Origin of the sequence: Desulfatibacillum alkenivorans DSM 16219 (assembly GCF_900142135.1) — a bacterium.
In the GTDB taxonomy this organism is placed as follows: Bacteria; Desulfobacterota; Desulfobacteria; order Desulfobacterales; family Desulfatibacillaceae; genus Desulfatibacillum; species Desulfatibacillum alkenivorans.
In genome coordinates this window covers 223,500-239,666 of sequence record NZ_FQZU01000005.1, presented here as the reverse complement: position 1 = coordinate 239,666, position 16,167 = coordinate 223,500, and the positions used below count along the sequence as shown (strand labels likewise).

At 53.9% G+C, this 16,167-nt stretch carries 16 protein-coding genes; 4 read left to right on the top strand and 12 right to left on the bottom strand.

All coding sequences use genetic code 11. From position 1 onward, the window contains the following. Positions 1-213 (bottom strand): IS200/IS605 family transposase (gene tnpA, locus BUE18_RS06835; RefSeq protein ID WP_139264635.1); only part of this gene is annotated, 213 nt, incomplete at its 3' end. Between the two features lie 272 nt (positions 214-485). Between tnpA and BUE18_RS06830 the strand changes: the two genes are divergently transcribed. Then, positions 486-2,237 (top strand): class I adenylate-forming enzyme family protein, encoded by a 1,752-nt coding sequence (locus BUE18_RS06830; RefSeq protein ID WP_073474240.1) that lies wholly within the window; start codon positions 486-488, stop codon positions 2,235-2,237. 300 nt (positions 2,238-2,537) lie between these two features. Then, positions 2,538-3,674, top strand: a complete 1,137-nt coding sequence (locus BUE18_RS06825; RefSeq protein ID WP_073474238.1) for a CaiB/BaiF CoA transferase family protein — start codon at positions 2,538-2,540, stop codon at positions 3,672-3,674. 95 nt (positions 3,675-3,769) lie between these two features. Here BUE18_RS06825 and BUE18_RS06820 read toward each other — a convergent pair whose 3' ends face one another. The 11 genes from BUE18_RS06820 to rpsF form a co-directional block, all read right to left on the bottom strand. Next, a complete protein-coding gene (locus tag BUE18_RS06820; protein ID WP_139264634.1) occupies positions 3,770-3,985 on the bottom strand; it encodes a hypothetical protein in 216 nt (71 codons plus the stop codon). A 298-nt stretch (positions 3,986-4,283) separates the two neighbouring features. Next, positions 4,284-5,399 carry an SPL family radical SAM protein gene (locus BUE18_RS06815; protein WP_073474234.1) on the bottom strand — a complete coding sequence of 372 codons (1,116 nt, stop codon included), beginning with the start codon at positions 5,397-5,399 and terminating at the stop codon, positions 4,284-4,286. Continuing rightward, positions 5,396-6,367: a ParB/RepB/Spo0J family partition protein gene (locus BUE18_RS06810; protein ID WP_073474232.1), complete on the bottom strand. Its 972-nt coding sequence runs from the start codon at positions 6,365-6,367 to the stop codon at positions 5,396-5,398. Before BUE18_RS06810 ends, BUE18_RS06815 begins: the two co-directional genes overlap by 4 nt. Continuing rightward, positions 6,351-7,250, bottom strand: a complete 900-nt coding sequence (locus tag BUE18_RS06805) for a phosphoribosylaminoimidazolesuccinocarboxamide synthase (protein WP_073474230.1) — start codon at positions 7,248-7,250, stop codon at positions 6,351-6,353. Before BUE18_RS06805 ends, BUE18_RS06810 begins: the two co-directional genes overlap by 17 nt. A 92-nt stretch (positions 7,251-7,342) precedes the next feature. Then, on the bottom strand, positions 7,343-7,828 hold the full coding sequence (locus tag BUE18_RS06800; RefSeq protein WP_073474228.1) for a metallophosphoesterase family protein: 486 nt from the start codon (positions 7,826-7,828) through the stop codon (positions 7,343-7,345). A gap of 63 nt (positions 7,829-7,891) precedes the next feature. Continuing rightward, positions 7,892-8,971, bottom strand: a complete 1,080-nt coding sequence (queA, locus tag BUE18_RS06795; RefSeq protein WP_073474226.1) for a tRNA preQ1(34) S-adenosylmethionine ribosyltransferase-isomerase QueA — start codon at positions 8,969-8,971, stop codon at positions 7,892-7,894. Positions 8,972-9,003: 32 nt separating this feature from the next. Beyond that, positions 9,004-10,380 (bottom strand): replicative DNA helicase, encoded by a 1,377-nt coding sequence (gene dnaB / locus BUE18_RS06790; RefSeq protein ID WP_073474224.1) that lies wholly within the window; start codon positions 10,378-10,380, stop codon positions 9,004-9,006. A 288-nt stretch (positions 10,381-10,668) separates the two neighbouring features. Then, entirely contained in the window at positions 10,669-11,115 is a 447-nt protein-coding gene (gene rplI, locus BUE18_RS06785) for a 50S ribosomal protein L9 (RefSeq protein ID WP_073474222.1), read from the bottom strand. Next, positions 11,096-12,091, bottom strand: a complete 996-nt coding sequence (locus tag BUE18_RS06780) for a DUF2232 domain-containing protein (RefSeq protein ID WP_073474220.1) — start codon at positions 12,089-12,091, stop codon at positions 11,096-11,098. Before BUE18_RS06780 ends, rplI begins: the two co-directional genes overlap by 20 nt. A gap of 21 nt (positions 12,092-12,112) precedes the next feature. Next, positions 12,113-12,361 carry a 30S ribosomal protein S18 gene (gene rpsR, locus BUE18_RS06775; protein WP_012610061.1) on the bottom strand — a complete coding sequence of 83 codons (249 nt, stop codon included), beginning with the start codon at positions 12,359-12,361 and terminating at the stop codon, positions 12,113-12,115. After that, positions 12,361-12,888 carry a 30S ribosomal protein S6 gene (gene rpsF, locus BUE18_RS06770; RefSeq protein WP_073474218.1) on the bottom strand — a complete coding sequence of 176 codons (528 nt, stop codon included), beginning with the start codon at positions 12,886-12,888 and terminating at the stop codon, positions 12,361-12,363. The genes rpsR and rpsF overlap by 1 nt, the downstream gene beginning before the upstream one ends. Before the next feature lie 385 nt (positions 12,889-13,273). Here rpsF and BUE18_RS06765 point away from each other — a divergent pair, with 385 nt between their 5' ends. Further along, the gene (locus tag BUE18_RS06765) at positions 13,274-13,861 is read left to right on the top strand and encodes a DUF4390 domain-containing protein (RefSeq protein ID WP_073474216.1); all 588 of its coding nucleotides are present in this window, start codon (positions 13,274-13,276) and stop codon (positions 13,859-13,861) included. Positions 13,862-13,909: 48 nt separating this feature from the next. Beyond that, positions 13,910-16,156, top strand: coding sequence for a sensor histidine kinase (locus BUE18_RS06760; RefSeq protein WP_073474214.1), 2,247 nt, complete (start codon positions 13,910-13,912; stop codon positions 16,154-16,156). Positions 16,157-16,167 lie beyond the last annotated feature (11 nt).

Here is a 16,167-nt window from a genome sequence, read left to right as displayed (position 1 = left end):
CTTGGGCGGGATCATCACCAGAAGGTGAACATGGTCTATCTGCACGTTCAATTCTATAACTTCCGCCCCTTGTTGGGCGGAAAAGGCCCGGACGCAGTTTTCAACCTCATCGGCAATCTTGCCCTTGAGTATTTTGTAACGATACTTGGGCGTCCAAACTATGTGATACTGGCAATGCCAAATTGTTTGTGATAACTTCTTGAATCGACTCATTTGTTACTCCTTGGCTACGGTTGTGGGGACAACTCGGCCTCGGTTGTAGCAAATGAGTCGTTCAGATGGCAAAGCCACTGAACTCTGACCTTGCTCAGAGAGCAAGGTTTTTTATGTTGGAATAAAGATCGGAAGAATGCTGGCTTTTTTTTAAGGAAGACTGTATATTTGAACGATCGGTACAATTTCACCCCCGGCCGCACCGTTATTGCCTTGGAATAATTGGCGGCCAGTTTTTATCCTTCCCCCCAAATGTGATTGTGGAGGCGCAAATGGGAAAGTATTCTTCCAACATCATTGCTGACTGCCTTGCCGGCGCAGCAAGCTACAACGGAGACAGAGAAGCCATCGTATACGGAGACGTCCGCGTATCGTGGGAGCAGCTTGTTAAACGGACCAATCAAGCAGCGCAAGCCTTTATTCGTCTGGGCGTAAAAAAAGGCGACAAAGTCGCGTTCATGTTCCACAACACGCCTGAGTTCGTGGAAATCAACCTTGGAATTCAGAAGGCCGGCGGCATTCCGGCGCCCATGAATTACCGGCTTGTGGCCCCTGAAATTGAGTTTCAGGCCAATCATTGCGACGCTAAAATTTTTCTCTTTGACGATACCTGGAACGAAGAAGTGGAAAAGGCGGCGCCCAACCTCACCGCTATCAAGCATTTTATCTGCAAGGGAAAAACCAGACTGGAAGGCGCCCTGGATTATGACGAATTCGTAGCCGGAGAGCCGGCCATTGATCCGCAAATTCCAACCCAACCGAGCGATCCTGCGGTCATGATCTACACCGGAGGCACCACGGGATTCCCCAAGGGCGTGCTGCTTTCGTATCAGGCGCATGTGGACATGGTGGCATCCCTGATTTCCAACATCGTCGTGTACGTTTCCAAAATGAACCTTTCCACGGACAAGTTGAAAAACCTCACCGAGGATATGTCCATTCCGGCCGTAGGGCTGGCCCTGCCCCTTTTGCAGACAAAACTGGTCAAAAGAATCATGCAAAAGCAGGGAACCTTGAAGTTCATCAATACCAGGCTGCTTAAAATAATCAACAATCCCGGAAAGATAAAAATGCGGTACAAAAATTCTTTGGGATTTATGTTTCCGTCCATGCCTTTGTTTCATGACGCCTCTTACGCCATGCTCATGGCCGGCGTCTTTATGGGCAATATGCGCTTTATCCTGATCCCCGGACTGAGCTTCAATCCGAACACGATCTTTCAGGCCATCCAGGACGAAAAGCCCACTATCTTGGCCAATGTGCCCACAGGCTGGAAAAAACTTGTCAAACACCCGGACGCCAAAAAATACGATACACGCGCCGTCAAGGTGTGCATCTCCGGCGCTGGCGTCTGTCCTTTGGACGTGAAGAAAAAAATATTCTCAACCTTCCCCAATACGGTGGTTGCGGATATGTTCGGTCAAACGGAAATGACGCCCGTGACAACCTTTAAAATCGACGCAGATCCTTCCACCCTCAAGGACCGTTCCGTGGGCGCCTCCATTGTGGAGGTGAAAATCGTGGATGATTTGGGCAATGAGGTTCCCAAAGGGGAGCACGGCGAGATCCTGTACCGCTCTTCCACCATCATGATGGGTTATTATAAGGACGAGGAAAAGACCGGCGAGGCCATGGCCGGAGGCTGGTTCAAGAGCGGCGACCTGGGCTATATCGATGAAGACGGCGAAGTCCGCCTGTTGGACCGGAAAAAGGAATGCATCAATACCGGCGGCGAGAAAGTCTTTCCCGTGGAAGTGGAAGGCGTCATTGGAACCCACCCGGCTGTTGAAAACGTCTGCGTCATCGGACAGGAGGACGAAGAATGGGGCGCGCGGGTCAGCGCCCTGGTTCAACTCCATGCCGGCGACACGGCCACGGAGCAGGAGATCATCGAGCACTGCCGCGGCAAGATCGCCGGATATAAAATTCCGAAATCCGTGGTTTTTGTGGACGAATTCCCTTTGTCTCCCGTGGGTAAAATCCTCCGGGCCAAGGTAAAGGATCTCATAAACCAATCCGCTTAAACGCTGAAACGGCAAGGCGTGGCTGCCCTTCTAGGCAAGAGGCGATTCCCTATCCGTTTATCCAACAATTGTTGGAAACAAAATATAGGAAATCCTGCTTGCACTCATGGCGCCTTTCAGGGTATTGTACCTCATCGGCCGGATGATTTGCCTTTTATCGCGTGGATTGTCCGTCCGGGGCCTGTCTGTCTTGGAGGTTCACACAAATTATCAGGTGTGGAAATAAAACTTTAATTTGCAAGCAGCTAAAGACCTAAAATCGGATTGCGATTTTTTCGGAGATTGAAGGAGGGACGTGACATGGGACCTTTGGAAGGGATTACAATCATTGAACTGGCCGGCATCGGCCCCGGACCTTTTTGCGGCATGATGCTCGCCGACATGGGCGCCACCGTCATTCGCGTGGAGCGCACCGGTCCGTCCGGGCTTGGCAGCCTGCCCGGCGACGTGCTTGCCAGAGGCAGGAAATCCGTGGCAGTGAATTTAAAAACCCCGGCGGGCCAGGCCGTCGTACTCAGATTGTGCGAAAAAGCGGACGCCATTTTTGAAGGCTTTCGCCCGGGCGTGGCGGAACGCATGGGAGTGGGTCCGGAAGACTGCTGGAAGGTGAATCCCAAGCTGGTTTACGGCCGCATGACGGGATGGGGCCAGGAAGGTCCTATGTCCCAGGCCGCCGGGCATGACATCAACTATATCTCTCTTGCGGGCGCTCTCCACGCCATCGGCCGCAAAGGGCAGACGCCCGTTCCGCCCTTGAACCTGGTGGGCGACTTCGGCGGCGGCGGCATGCTGCTGGCTTTCGGTATGGTCTGCGCACTTTTGGAGGCTCAAAAATCCGGTAAGGGCCAGGTGGTGGACGCCGCCATGGTGGACGGCGCCGCCACCCTCATGGCCATGTTTTTCACGTTCAAAAATCTGGGCATGTGGAACGACAAGGAGCGCCAGGTCAACCTGCTGGACGGCGGCGCCCATTTTTACGACACTTACGAAACCAAGGACGGAAAGTACATTTCCGTGGGCTCCATCGAACCCCAATTCTATGAACTGCTCTTGCAGAAAGCGGAGTTGGACCGGGACAAGTTCGGGAACCAGATGAATTTCGGCGCATGGCCGGAGTTGAAGGTGGAAATCGCCGAGGTCTTTAAGCAAAAAACCCGGGATGAATGGTGCGAAATCATGGAAGGCTCGGACGTCTGCTTCGCCCCGGTCCTTAGCTTGAGCGAAGCGCCGGAGCATCCCCACAACAAGCTCAGGAAAACCTTTGTGGAACTGGACGGCGTACTGCAGCCAGCTCCTTCCCCGCGTTTCAGCAGGACCCAGGCGGAACTGACCAACAGCGCCCCCAAGGTTGGCCAGGATACGGACGCCGTATTGACCGATTGCGGCTTTTCCGCCGAAGAAATCGCCAAACTCCGTGAAAGTAAAGATGTGGCGTAAAGGCCCAACTTTTCAATGACAAATAAAAAGGCCGTAACGCTTGCTTTCATGGCAAAGCGTTACGGCCTTTGTTGTCGTTCGACTTTCCGCTGTTATTACTCGTCTTTAAGGACCGTCCTCAAATAGAACTCGGATTCCATAACTTTCTCCACGTCCGTGCAATAGTAGTTGGAAGGATTGATCCCCTTTTCCGTAATGAATTGGGACGGATTGTTCAGAAATCCCACGGAATGGGTGATCTTTGGAAGCACGCTGTACACCAGGATCAAAGAAAATCCCATGACCATGACAAAACGGGTTATTCTGTTCAACAGGCCGCATTCCATAAAACAAGGACCACTGCCCTCAAAAAAGACATCTCGTCGATCTTGGCTCAGGTAGTATGCAAAATATCTTACCAATTTGATTTGACTAAAGCAAATACTGCTGAAGAATAAACCGAACTGGTATTTCTAAGCCGCCGGAAGAACGCCGGCCCTTGATTTTTTCAGCAATCTTTCAATAGGAAACCTATTGATTTTTCAGGCTAAAAGCCCTATTGACGCTGAACTCCATCAGTGAGAGCAGGTTCGGCAAACTCAACAGATCATTGGGAATGCAAATATTTCACTATGAACCTGATTTAATACCACAGACCCGTTGGGCGCTTTGGTCCAGCAGGGGCGGCAGGTCGGGAGTCCGGTTGAAGGATTTTCGCCAGACCTCGTCGTCCTCCATGCAGAAATATGCGGTGACCTGGGGCGCCCGTTTTTTAAGGGCTGCGGCCATAACCTGGAAGAGCTTGATCCGCAAAGGCTTGAAGTAGCGCATTTTGTTATCCAGGCCCGTAATGAACTCGCCGTAGACAATTTTGGATTTTTCAAAGCGGGACTCAATAATGGCCTTTAAATCCGGCATGAAACGGAAAGTTCCCAGGCTGATCCAAGCCACGTTTTCAGGCGATACGTGGTCAAAAATCAGGTTAACCACCTTCTTGTACTCCTCTTCGCATCCGGGATAAATCACCATGGGGTCGAAGTGGAAAGCCAGGGGGTATCCCCAGGATTCGCATTTGGCGGCGGCCGCCAGCCGGGCGTGGAGGGGGGCGGTGTTCCGCTCCTGGGTTGCAATAATCTCCGGGGTGTTCACGGACCAGGCCATGATGGTTTTCCGGTTATGACTCAACTTGTCCAGCCCCTGGATGTTCACGGTTTTGGACTTCAATTCCAAAACGGCGTGGTCCTGCCTGCCGAAACGCTCCACCAGCCTGTGGGAGAGACCGGACCAGGGCTCCCAGATCATGCTGTCCGTAAATTCTCCGGTCCCAATGCGCCGGATTTCCGGGTTGCGCGATTCCAGAACCTGATCCAGTTCAGCGAACAGGTCTTCGTGGTTCACGAAAAACTGAAGCGCCGGCGGGTGGAAATAAGCCTGAAGCACGCAATAGGAGCAATCCATGGTGCAAAAGGTACCGATATGCAAAATCTGGTAGCCGCAGCAGGTGTATTCTTTGGTGCCCGGGCATTTGCGGACGAAAGCGCCTTTGTTTTTAGTGAGATACAATATTTCCTTGGCGGCTGAAATGGGGTCTGCTGCCTCGGCCACGCGCCGGAACACGGCGGTGGGGCCGTCCACGACTTCACGGGGAACGTCCTGGAAATAGTCCAGGATGGGTTGGATGTTGGGAAGATCCTGCACGTCCTGATCAATGTATACGGTGCAGATATTTTTTGCGGTCAGGGTCATCGGTCCAGGATTTTCCTCAGGCCGGGCTTTTCTGCGATCTCGATGATAACATTATGGTTTTTTATGAGATCGTTGATATTTTTAAAGTAGAACCTTAACTCGTACACCTGCCCTTCAAAATTCGCAGGAGGGTCCAGACGCACGCCTTTGGGCAGGTTAAGGCCCTGCACCTCGGCCTCAAATGTTTCTTGCGCACGGGTGATTTGGGGAAAGCGCGCTTTCTTAAGATGCATCCTCGCTTCCCTGGCCTTTTGGTTCGCATCCTTGTCCGCATCGTTCAGGATGGCGGCGACCTCTTCCGACTCCAAAACCTCCTGGCACGACAGGTCGTCCCGGGCGGCGATTTCAACGGCCAGGGTCAGGATTTCGCGCTGCTTGCCCAGAGAAAGGGCCAGGCTCCGAAAGAAGCGGGCGAAGGCCAGGGCCTCGGCCTCCTCCATTTCGTGCAATTTCAAAGCGATGGGAAAGGCGATGGAGTCTTCGGCCACGCCTTCCAGGATTTCCCCATGCATGGAGCACAAGGATTCCACCTGCTCCATACGGCGCTGATTGGGAGGCTCGCTCAGGAACAGGGCGTCCTTGATCATGCCCGCCCTTTCCTTCCAGGGAAGCCCGGGTCCCAGCAAAGCCAGGGCCCGGGAGGTTTCCATGATATCCAATTCCCTCTGGCCGGCGTTTTCGGCCACGGCCAACATGGCGCATTCCTGATCCGGGATTGCGGGGTCCACAACCCGCACCTGAATGCGGTGCATGTCCAGGGTGCGGCAGACGTCCACGCGGCGAAATCCGGAGATAATCCGGTGCATGCCACCGCCCGATTCCTGCACCAGGGGAGGATTGATCAAGCCCAGGGATTCCACGGACCGCTTCAGGCTTTCATCGTCTCCGGCGGAGCTGATCCTGAAGGTCAGGTCCTGGGAGTCAATGGAATCCAGAGCAAGCCAATATGTCTCATATGGAGTATGCATCGCCCGCCAGCAGCTTCAGAGCTTGGAGATACTTATCCCTTGTTTTGTCAAGGACTTCCTGTGGCAGTTTGGGTCCGGGGGGCTGCTTGTTGAACTTGATCTCAAGCAGGTAATCCCGCACGAATTGCTTGTCAAAGCTGTCCTGGGCGCGTCCGGGCTCGTACTGATCCTTGGGCCAGAAGCGGGAGGAGTCCGGGGTTAGAACCTCGTCAATGAGGATGATCTGTCCGTCGTCCGTGGTTCCGAACTCGAATTTGGTGTCGGCGATGATAATGCCCTTTTCGTTGGCCAGGTCTGCGCCCTTGGTGTAAATGGCCAGGCTCAGGTCGCGGAGTTTCTCCGCGGTTTCCTGTCCCACGATCTCTGCGGCTTTCTCAAAGGAGATGTTCTCGTCGTGCTCGCCCAGTTCCGCTTTGGTGGAGGGGGTGAACAGGGTTTTGGGCAGCTTTTCGGATTCCTTCAGGCCCTCGGGCAGGGAGATGCCGCAAACGCTTTGGGACTTTTTGTAGGAAGACCATCCGGAGCCGGAAATGTAACCGCGCACTACGCACTCAATGGCCTGGGGCTGCACTTTTTTCACCAGAATGCTGCGGCCTTCCAAAATGTCGGCGTATTGCCTGCACTTGACAGGGAATTCGTCCACCTTGGCGGTGAGAACGTGGTTATCCACAATGTCTTTCATGACGTCGAACCAGAACAGGGAAATCTGTGTCAGGACCTTGCCCTTGTCCGGGATGGGATCGGGCATGATCACGTCAAAAGCGGACAGTCGGTCGGTCGCCACCATCAGATAGGCGTCGCCCAGGTCGTACATGTCCCGGACTTTGCCCCGTTTGGGCTCGGGAAGGTCCGGCAATTCGGTTTGCCATACGCTGCTTGCCATTATGTGTCTCCTCTTCGTATCATTTCCATTGGGTTTCGGGGGGCTTAACCCAGCCCGCAACTGTACTGAAGCCAATGCGGGTTAAAATAACATCACAGGGGAAGGATTTCCCCGGAGATTCCTTTTTCATCGACGGTCAAAACGCCCACGGTTCCGGTTTCCGCTCCCATGCTGTACGAGGTGAACGCGCCGGGATTGAACATGAGCACGCCCTGCTTTAAGTGGTTGGCCGGAGAATGGGTGTGACCGTATACAATGGCCTCCACATCATCGAATTCCTTGAAGATCCTGTCTTCCAACCCGGTCCTGGAACCGTACCCGTGAATCAGGCCGATGCGGACGCCTTCCACGGTAATCACCTCTTTAGGGTTTAAAACCTGGGTGGAGTCCATCTCGCACATGTTGCCGCACACGGCAACGACTTTCTTGTCGATGAATGCGTCAAGAACCCGGATGCTTACCAAGTCTCCGGCGTGGAGCACCATGGATACGTCCTTGAACTGACGTTCCGCCAAACGAAACATTTGTTCGTTGGGCATCCGCAAATGTGTGTCTGATATTACGCCGATCTTTGTCATGCTTTCTCCTCGCAAAAATCGAAAACTCTATTTATGCGGGCTTGGCCCCAGTATGTCAATCAATTATTCGATGAACATGGCGTCGCCGTAGCTGAAAAAGCGGTATTTGTTTTCCACGGCTTGTTTATAGGCCGCCAGGATGCTTTCCCGGCCGGCCAGGGCGGAAACCAGCATGAGCAACGTGGATTGGGGCAAGTGGAAATTGGTGATCAAGGCGTCCACGATGTTGAAACGGAAGCCCGGCATGATGAACAGGTCGCACATGCCGGATCCTGCAACCACCCTCCCCTCTTCCCTGGATGAGTATTCCAGGGTGCGGACCGAGGTGGTGCCCACGGCTACGACCCTGCGGCCCTGATCCTTGGCCTGATTGATGGCAAGGGCCGCGTCCGGGCTGATTTCATAGAATTCGGAGTGCATTTTATGCTTTCGCACATCGTCCACGCGCACGGGCATGAAGGTTCCGTAGCCCACATGCAGGGTGATGCGGACGAATTCCACGCCTTTGGCCTTGATGGAGTCCAAAAGTTCGGGCGTAAAATGCAGTCCGGCGGTTGGCGCCGCCACGGCGCCTTTATGGCGGGCGTAGGTGGTCTGATACCGTTCCCGGTCGTTGCAAGGGGGCGCGTCCCCGTCCCTGCGGATGTAGGGAGGCAGGGGAATGGCCGCAATTTCGTCCAGCACTGCGTCCGGGTCCGTGGAGCATGTGAACTCTAAAAGGCAAATCCGGTCTTCCGCCGTCAGGACCTTGGCTTTCAGGCCTTTATCAAAAAACAGCCGGGATCCGGGCTTGGGGCGTTTGGACGCTTTGACCAGGCATTCGCAGGCGAAAGGCTCTCCAGGGCCGGCCTGGGCCACGGGGCGATAATCTATGATGAGCGCCTCCACCTTGCCGCCGGTCTCTTTTTTACCGAAAAGACGGACGGGCGTCACCTTGGTGTCGTTCACCACCATCAGGTCTCCGGGCTGAAGCAGGTCCGCCGCCTGGGCGAATTGAAGGTGCGCGGTTTGGCCGGTATTTTTGTCCAACCTGAGCAGGCGGGAGGCGTCGCGTTTTTCAGCAGGCGCCTGGGCGATCAACTCTTCGGGCAGCTCGTAATCGTAGGATGCCAGGGAGTAAAAGTCTTGGGTCGGTTCGGTCATTGTATTCTTCAAGTCAGGCGGCGCCAGGGACCTTATTGGCCGTTCTGAGCCGGGGCGCCTGTGTCGGCGCTCAGGTTGTCGAACCGGGTGTAATCGGCGTTAAAATACAGGGTGAACTTGCCGGTTGGGCCGCTGCGCTGCTTGGCGATTTTGATCTCCGCCTCTCCGCTGTTGGAGCCGCCCTCCTCCTGGCTGTACGCCGCTTCGCGGTAGATGAACATAATCATGTCCGCGTCCTGCTCCAGGGCGCCTGACTCGCGAAGGTCGGCGATCTGCGGGCGTTTGTCGCTCCGCTCCTCCACCTTGCGGTTAAGCTGGGACAGGGCCAGAACCGGGATGTCCAGTTCCTTGGCAAGGGCCTTGAGGGATCGGGAAATTTCGGAAATTTCCAGGTCGCGGCGTTCCGCCTCGGGCGGGCCTTTCATGAGCTGCACGTAGTCAATAACCACGAATCCAAGGCCTTTGTCCTTTTTCAAACGCCTTGCTTTGGCACGCACGTCCATGGCTGTCAAAACCGGGGAATCGTCAATGAAAATCGGGGCTTCGTACAATTGATGGGCCGCCGAAACCAGCTTGGAATGGTCGTCTTGGGCGAAAAAGCCGGAACGCAGGTTGGCGGAGTTGACGCGGGCTTCGGCGCATAAAAGACGCCGGCAAAGCTGGTCGGACGACATTTCCAAAGAGAACACCAGGGTCGGAGCTCCGCCGATCACCGCGGCGTTGCGGGCGATGTTCAGGGCGAAGGCCGTCTTGCCCATGCCGGGGCGCGCCGCCAGGATAATAAGGTCCGAGGGCTGAAACCCGGCCGTAAAGGTGTTCAAGCGAGAAAATCCCGTGTCCACGCCGGTGATCAGGGCTCGGTTCTCCGCTCTTTTGGCGATGGATTCCAGGGCCGAATTGATCAGGCCGCCCAACTGGCTCATGGACGTGCCGCCTTTTTCCTCGGCCACGGCGAAAATGGAGCTTTCGGCGAAATCCACAACTTCGCGCACGTTGCCTTTGTCCTCATAAGCCTTGGTGGCGATATCCGACGCGCTGGATATGAGCCTGCGCAGCAAGGATTTATCCCGCACGATATTGGCGTAATACACCGAGTTGGCGGCCATGGGCACGGAATTCACCAGCCTGGAGAGAAAGGCGGCCCCGCCCACGGCTTCCATCTCCTTCTGCTCCTGGAGCTTGTTGGCGATGGTCACCAGATCCACGGGCTCGCTCTGGCTGAACAGCTTGAGCATGGCTGAGTAAATTTTAGCGTGGGCGTCCCGGTAGAAGTCGCCGGGGCTAAGTATTTCCTGAACCTCAAGCAAGGCCTGGTTATCCAGCAAAATGGCGCTGAGTATGGATTCCTCCGCCTCAATATTATGAGGGGGGAGTTTGGTCAGGGATTGGTCCTTGTTTTTGGCTGCCAACGGCGGTCTCCTAAAGGCAAATTTATATTTCGAGCGAGCCTATCCTTAATAACTTACAGTTATCATATAGGATTTAAATAAACACAAGTTGCGGCGCTTTGATTTTTAAGTCCGAAGCGGATTGAGCGATGGTACCAAAAAACAATCCATTGGACAATCTGTTTTCCGCCAATAACGCCATGGAGCAGGGAGCGGCCTTGGAAACAAACAGCGGTGCGTCCAGACAAGAGTCCGGGCGCACCGCTGATATGATGCAATCCAGTCAAAAAAGGACTAAAGGCAGGGCTTTTAGTCTTCGGGAACCACTTCCACGATGATTTCCGGTTTGATGCCGGCGAACACGCGAACGGGCACTTCAAAGGTTCCCAGGGTCTTGATGGACTCGGCGAGCAGAATCATGTTCTTTTCCACTTCAACGCCTTTTTCCGCCAGAGCATCCTGGATGTCCTTGACTTTAATGGAGCCGTAAAGCCTGTCTTCTTCACTGACCTTGGCCTTGAGGGTAACCTTGACGCCCTCAATGCGTTTGGCCATTTCTTCGGCCAGGGCTTTTTCCTTGGCTATTTTGGCTTCCCATTTGACACGCTTGAGTTCCACCACCTTACGGTTGGCTTCCGTAGCGAGCACAGCCTTTTTCTTGGGAAGCAGGAAATTCCTGGCGTATCCGTCAGCCACCGCCACTTCGGAGCCGATGAGACCCAAGGAATCAATGTTTTCAGTTAATATCACCTTCATTGTCGTCCTCCGCAAAACCTTTTTTCTGGAGCTTTCTGTAATCAGCCCACAGGTCGAATAATCCCAGACCCGCCAGCATGAGCATGGCGATGGGCCATGCAATGACATAGACCACGCAGATGATGAGAATCTGCTGAGGTCCGGGAATACGGAACTTGTTCATTTGAAACAAGACGATGGCCAGCCCGTTGAGCATGTAGACGGCCATGACCAAAATGCCCACGATCAGGGCCATGTCGTTAATGGCCGTCCCTTGGAAGAAAATGAGTCCGCCCATGCAGGCGATAGCGACCCAAACCAAGTGATCCGGAGCTTTCCATTCCCTGAATGGAACATAGTCGGGATAGGGCCATCCCATTCGCAAGTAAATCAACCTTGCAAACCAGATATTCAGCCAGGCGATGAGCATGACTGAGGCCAGAACCGCGCCCAGGTAAACCCGCTTAATCGCTCTTATTAACGATTGGCGCTGTTCCTGACTCAGTTCCGATTGTATCTGTTTCAGGAATTCGGGGCCCTGGATGGAAGCAACCAATTCCTCGAATCTCTGAAACTCCTCCTGCCCTTGGGCTTCGTACTGGAGGGAGTCGCCTTGAACCAATGTCAGGGCGGCTCCCCAAATCAGTATAAAGCCTACAAGGCTGTAAACCGTCGTCTTTTCAAGGCTTAGACCTTTTTCCAGGCATTCCTGGATAATGATGCCGAGGGACAGGATGCTGGCATAGGTGACGACTTCTTCGCCGGCTACGTAATCGGCGCCGAACAAGGCGACGAAAGCGGCGGCGCCGGCCAAAATCATGACCGCGCTGAATCTTCCGTAAACCGCCCTGTAATAAACCATGGGCGCAGGCAGGATCAGTTCCAAAGCGGTTGAGAACCTGCCCAGCAAGATAGCCGCGACAAGAAAGACGCCAGTGGTCAGAATGCCCATGGCAAAATCCCTGCCGGATGCTTTTACTCCGGGGATTGCCGTCATCCTGTTCCTCTCAGGCCAGCCTTAAGCGTCCGGGGTGTTGCCCACAAAAGGCATCAGAGCAATGGCCCTGGCCCTTTTGATGGCCGTGGTCAGAGCGCGCTGATGCTTGGCGCAGGTTCCGGAGATGCGCCTGGGCACGATTTTGCCCCGTTCCGTAGTGAAATATTTCAGGGTCCTGGGATCCTTGTAATTAATCTCCAGGGTCTTATCAGCACAAAAACGGCAAACCTTGCGGCGATGGAAAAACCTTCTTTTTCTTCTAAAAGCCATTATGCATCCTCCTCATCGGATTTCGGTTCTTCGGCGGGCTCCTCGGCGGGGGCTTCAGCCGGAGCTTCTTCGGCTTTGGCTTCTTCAACCGGAGCTTCCGCAGCCTTGGCGGCTTCTTCTTCAGCGGCCTTTTCGGCTTCCAGCCTGGCGGCTTCAGCCTTTTCGGCGGCGGCTTTCTGAGCGGCTTCCTTTTCAGCCTTGGCCTTGGCCACTTGTTCCTTCACGGCATCCAGGTCCACTTCCTCTTCCGTCTGGATGGTGAGGAACTTGAGAATCCGATCGTCGATGCGCATGATGCGCTCCATTTCCGCGATCAGGCTTCCTTCAGCGCAGAAATCCATGAGGACGTAATAGCCTCTTTTCTTCTTTTTGACTTCGTAGGCGAGCTTTCGGGCGCCCCATTCGTCAAAAAAGGCTATGTAGCCGTCGTTTTCCGCAATCAAACCCTGCATCTTCTCGAACAACGCTGCTCTGCTGTCTTCCGGAAGATCAGGATCCGAAATGAAAATAGTTTCGTACCTTCTCATCGTTCCTCCTCTCGGATATAGCCCTTTTATAATCTAAAAGAGCAAGGATCTAATATTTGGGGCGCACTCGCCCCTTTCTTTTGGCGGGAATGCCAAAAGAAACCTTGTTACATGGAGGGCATGGCTGTGTCAAGCATTTTGGAGCATTTTTAGTTGCGTGACAACTATTACCTCAATAAAGGAACGGTATATGCGCCGCCATTACCCAACCAGGCCCGACTATGTATAAGGGGTGAAAAGGCCTTGCCATGGATTGGGCCTTCATGTATAGAGGATTATTGATATAACCTTACCCCGTATATCTTTAACATCGGCTGGCTTCTTATCCTGGACCCCGATCCAGCCAGATGAAATCTTCGTATGGAATAAAGGCTGGTTTTATATTTTGACATTCAAGATTTCCCATAACATCAAGACGATCATATGCGCCCTTGTCGCCTTTGTGTGCCTGACCTGCGCATGGCCTGCGCCAGCCCTGGCCGAAGAAGCGAGGATCACGGACTTTGTGGTGACCAACACCCGGGACGACTTATTGATATATCTGACCTTGGAAGGATGTTTCACCAAAGATATTGAAGAGGCTATCCTAACCGGCATTCCCACCACGTTTTCCATATTCGCTTCCTTATCCCGCCATAGAAGCTTCTGGATGGACAAGGAAATCGCAGATCTCACCATCACCCACTCCATCACGTATGACAGCCTGAAAAAAGAGTTCACCGTAGTCCGCTCGGAAAAGGAAGGCCCTCCTTTGGTGACCCGGGATTTTTCCGAAGCCAAAAAGGCCATGTCCGAGGTAGACAGCTTGAAAATCGTAGCCCTGGACAAGTTGGAAAAAGGCCACAAATATCAAGTGCAGGCTAAAGCTGAACTGGACAAGGTCACGTTGCCTTTGTATCTTCATTATGTGCTCTTTTTCGTGTCCGCCTGGGACTTTGAGACCAAGTGGTATACGATTGATTTTATGTATTAAACTTCGGTCTTAAAAGGGCCGTTGGACCCGTAGCCAGAGCCTGTCGCCATGCCGCTAAAGCTGAAAAACGCCAAAGGTTTTCGAAACATTTCCGATGCGGAAAGAAAAAAACGCCGCCGGGAATGGGTGCTGGCGGTCCTCATCATATTTTTTATAGCGGCTCTCACCTACGCCCAGACCCGGGGCATACAGTTCGGCAAGTCCATACCGGTTTCCAGCACGGTCCTGATGTTCATCATCATCAACATCAACCTCCTGCTGGTTATCATCCTGTTTTTCCTGGTCGTTCGCAACGTGGTCAAGCTGCTTTACGAACGGCGGAGCAGGGTCCTGGGCTCTCAGCTCAGAACCAAGCTGGCTTTATCGTTCATCACCCTGTCCATCGTGCCCACGGCGGTTTTGTTTTTCTTTTCGCTGCTGTTCATCAGCCACAGCATCACGTCGTGGTTTAACGTCCCTGTTCTCAATTCTTTGGAGAGCTCTTTGGAAGTGGGCCGGGAATTGTACGAGCAAGTGGAGTCCAACCACGAATTTTTCGTCCAGCGGGTCGCCTACCAGATAAAGGCGAAAAACTACATGGACCCGGACCGAAACAAGGCCCTCAATCATTATGTGGTCATCACCCAACGGGAATTCAACCTGGACGCGGTGGAGGTTTACGGACCGGACGCCGCATTGACTGCGATGTCTTCGGACGTGTTTAAGGCCCACGGCGAGTTGCCTGCTTTAAAGCTGGCCGACTTGCAGAAGGAAGGGGATTCGGAAGAAAAAAAGTTCTATACCTTCAATGTGATGCTTCCCCATGGCGAACTGGTTAGAACCATTGGGCCCATCCCGTTTTCGGAAACCCGCAAGAAGGCGGCCGGTTTTGTGGCGATTTCCACCCTCCTGCCCCCCAAACTGTCCGAAAACCTGGCCTCCATCAAAGACGGCGTGGATTCCTACCGCCAAACCCAGATTTTAAAGGACCCCTTTGAGTCCCATTTGTACATCACCTTGTCCATTGTGGCCATGCTGGTGCTTTTCTGCGCTATTTGGTTCGGATTTCATCTGGCCAAAACCCTGACCGTGCCCATCGCCCATCTGGCGGAAGGCACCCGGAGGGTTGCAGGCGGAGATCTGGAATTCACCCTCCTTAAAATCGCCGACGACGAAATGGGCAGCCTGGTCGATGCGTTCAACAAGATGACCCGGGACCTGCGCATGAGCCGGGAGCAGTTGGAGTACACGGCTCTCAGGCTGGCGGAGCAGAACACGGAGATAGAAAATCGCCGCGTGTATATGGAGGTTGTGCTGCGAAACGTGTCCGCAGGCGTCATCTCTTTGGATGACAGCGGGCGATTCGCCACCATCAACACATCCGCGGAAAAAATGCTGGGGATTCAAGGCGAGGATATCCTCGGGCGCTCGTACAAGGACATGCTTTCAGGCGAGTACACCCTGGTGGTGGAGGAAGCTCTTGAAAAGCTCGAAATGTCCGGCGAGAACTACCTGGAAATTCCCGTCAAATTGATCGTAAACGAACGATCCAGGAGTTTTTTAGTCCATGTTTCCGCTTTGGTGGACGACCAGAACCAGGACATGGGCATGGTAGTGGTTTTTGACGACCTGACCGAACTGGAACGGGCCCAAAGGCTTGCTGCGTGGCGGGAGGTCGCCCGGAGAGTGGCCCATGAGGTCAAGAACCCCCTTACGCCCATTAAATTGTCGGCCCAGAGGCTTGCCCGGAAGTTTCAGGATCAGGTGGACGACCCGGTGTTCGGCAAATGCACGGACACCATTATCGAACAGGTGGACGTCATACGGAATCTTGTGAACGAGTTTTCTGCGTACGCAAGATTTCCTTCCCCGGTTCCCACGCCGTGCGATCTGCCGGCGCTGGTGGCCGAAGCCATGGTTCCCTACCTGGAAAGCCCGGGAGAAATCAGGTTTGAGCTGACCGCGGATGAAAACACGCCCAGGCTCATGCTGGACCACCGGCAGATCAAACGGGCGTTGATCAATCTGGTGGACAACGCCATCGCCGCCATTGAGGGCCCGGGCGCCATTCACGTCTCGGTGAAGTACAATCCCGGAGCAAAAACCGTCAGAGTGGAAGTAGCGGATACGGGCAAGGGCATCACTGCGGAGGAAAAAGTCCGCTTGTTCGAGCCGTATTTTTCCACTAAAAAAGCGGGCACAGGCTTGGGCCTGTCCATTGTAAACACCATTGTGACGGATCATGGGGGAGCCATTCGCGTGGCAAACAACCATCCCAAAGGCGCCCGGTTTATCGTGGAATTCCCCGTGGAATAGCCAAGGAGAAA